Genomic DNA, 2,671 nt, shown 5'->3' with positions numbered 1-2,671 from the left:
CACATAACTCGGAATTATGGTGGTTCAGAAAGATAGTCAGCTTCCGCTTCCCAGTCATTCGGGCACGGATGTCCTTTCAAAGTGGACCAATCAGAGCGATTTTACTGGCGAGACGCTCGTGGGCCTCGACTTGACGGGCCGTTCTGTGCGCCAATCGCTGTTTTCGGGAACGCTATTCCGGGATTGCAATTTTCGAGAATGCGATTTCAGCCGCTCGGATTTCGAGGCGTCCATTTTCGAATCCTGCACATTCTTCAATTGCGACTTCACAGTGGCGGACTTCCGTTCCGCGGACACTGTCAATTCAACCTTCGAGGGATGTTCGTTCCAACAAGGATCAGTGAGAGCCAGCCGGTATGAGGCCTGCACTTTTCGCCAGTGCAGCTTTGAACTGCAGACTTTCGAGGAAAACGAACTAGCGGGGACGGCCCTAATCGACTGCATCTTTCACCGGGCCACTCTTCTGCATTGCCGTTTCGAGAAGACGCGCTTCGAGCGAACCGATCTTTCCGACTGCACTTCGCAGTACCACTTATTTGTAAACTGCGGCTTTGAGAAATGTGGCTTCAACGCCGAATCTGTAGGTCTGACCTTCGGCCTGTCACTCGACAACCTGAATGATTTGACGCTCGTTTGGCGCGGCACCCCCGTGGAGCGCGCCAGCGGTCCCATGCTGGTAAAGGATCTTCTCACGACTTACGAGGCCAGGCGCTGGCCATTCTTGGCATCAATTCTGAGCTTAAATTTCACTCTTTTGTCGCCTGTCGATTCATTTGACTACGTTTTCTCCAGCATTGCTGACGAACCGAACGGACGACGTGCTGTTGGTGCGGACGAACTGAGATTCCTCGGTCGCGTCCTCGAGCTATTGTCGGGCCAGGCGCGCCTGCCGTTCCTATCGATTGCGAGAGGGCTTGAGAAAATCTGCGGCATAGCAGAAGGTAACCAGCGTCACACTCATGATGCTTTGAAACTACTGGCTCACACATTGAAGGACGCGGAGTATGCCGAGCTTGCCGCAATGGACAGCTCCATAGAACCTCTGGCAAGTATGCTGCCCGCAGACGATCTGAAGGTCTCATTCGTATTCGATAACGAGCCCTCGATTTCGTTCAGCGAGTGGATCTGTGGTCTCCACGAGAGCGGATACCTTCCAGGGCTTACGCCTCGCCTTCTGGAAACGAGGTCAGGCTCGTACATCGAGATTCTGTCTCTTTCGGTGGCAACCTTGAGCAGCTTGCTGATCTGTCTGTCCATGATCGAAAGAATAGTAGACCGCGTTATTTACATCAGAGCTCGCGCGAAGATCCTGTTCTCGCCGCAACTGCCTGCAGTCATCCGAAGGCGCGCACTCCAACCTATCGCGGCCCCGTCTGCGACCCTGACGCGCGAAATGCAGAAGTACCTTGAACTCGCGTCAAGTTCACATTCCAGACGAATCGTCTCCGATCTTGAACAATTCACGCCGAAACTGCTTCGCGTCGAGATCGATCAAAACTCCAGTCACTCACTGAGCTAGTTCGCGGTACAGGCGGCGCAGAGCTCCGCGAAATCGTGGAGAATCTCTCGACAAGTTGACGCGAAAGCAAAATCCAGAGTCGGGGTCAAATCCGCTCCTGTTTCCGGGAATAAAAAATGCGCCTGTACGTTCAACTACGGAGCGCAGGTAGTCGATGGACACGCCGAGGGAGGCGCTCTTGTTGGGAAAATATACCGATGCGAAATGCCCGGTCGACTGTTCATCCAGCATTGCAAAGCGACCGAACTCGGCGATCGTTTGGCTATGCCACTTTCTGACCAGCTTGAGTGCCTCGAGGAAGGCCTCTCGATACTGATCGTACTCATCTGATAAAAAATGTTCGGTCGCTACGAGAGCGGAAATTCCCAAGCCTCCCGATAAGACGTCAGCCCAATCTTCGAAGGAGCTTTCCAGCTCTTTACGAAATACGACAACTGAGAACTTCAGGCCATTCACACACACCGCCTTATGAGGCGTATGAATCGCAAAAAATTGGCCGGATGAACCCATAGCTCTCGCGAATTTTCCCGGGAAAATGGATAGCGTCTCATCGGCGACGATTTTCGCGCCCTTGCTCGCCTTCACCGCCAAGGCATGAACGAACTCGTCAGGTAGATAGACGCCGGTGTTATAAATCGGATCTGTGACCCAGATAGCATGAGAGGGGGTCGATGGCACATCGAGCAACCAATCATATGAGGCGTTCTGCCGCTTCCATTTGTTGCGGTGAACGTTAATTCCGAGTCGGCTGAGATTGTGGTGCGTGGTGAAGTAACTCGGATCAAATATATGCACATCCGTCACGCCCAAGAGTTTCAGCGCATTGGCGACCGCCGAAATGGATTCGGAGCCGTTCTCAGTAAAGAGAACACCAATCTCATTCGGATCTAATCCGAACTTTCGCAGCACCTCCGCTTTGTTCATCATGAGATAGGAATATCTGTACGGGATGGGATCGAGCGGTTTCGGAAATGGAAGTGCCACCCTGACAGTTTGCATGAATTCACGAGATGGATCCCAATGGGATACGTCCGTCGGTTCACGACCGTGATTGCGAGCATATTGCTCAACAATGTCGTGGAGCGCATCCAGAAATGCGTTTTCTTGGACCCGAAAGGTAGCGGCCAAACAGCGATAATTCCGAGTTATGTG

General features: G+C 52.7%; 2 protein-coding genes. One reads left to right on the top strand and one right to left on the bottom strand.

Going from position 1 to position 2,671, the window contains the following annotated elements:
- Window positions 1–19 precede the first annotated feature (19 nt).
- The gene (locus XH88_RS25720; protein WP_271671044.1) at window positions 20–1,519 is read left to right on the top strand and encodes a pentapeptide repeat-containing protein; all 1,500 of its coding nucleotides are present in this window, start codon (window positions 20–22) and stop codon (window positions 1,517–1,519) included.
- Here the strand turns inward: XH88_RS25720 and XH88_RS25715 are convergent.
- Window positions 1,508–2,671: hypothetical protein (locus XH88_RS25715; RefSeq protein WP_271671043.1), on the bottom strand; the 1,164-nt coding region annotated here is incomplete at its 5' end. The two genes, XH88_RS25720 and XH88_RS25715, sit on opposite strands and share 12 nt — an antisense overlap.

It is taken from the genome of Bradyrhizobium sp. CCBAU 51627 (genome assembly GCF_028128765.1).
Lineage (GTDB): Bacteria > Pseudomonadota > Alphaproteobacteria > Rhizobiales > Xanthobacteraceae > Bradyrhizobium.
The sequence above is the reverse complement of the archived record's forward strand: the minus strand, read 5'-3'. Positions and strand labels throughout refer to the sequence as shown.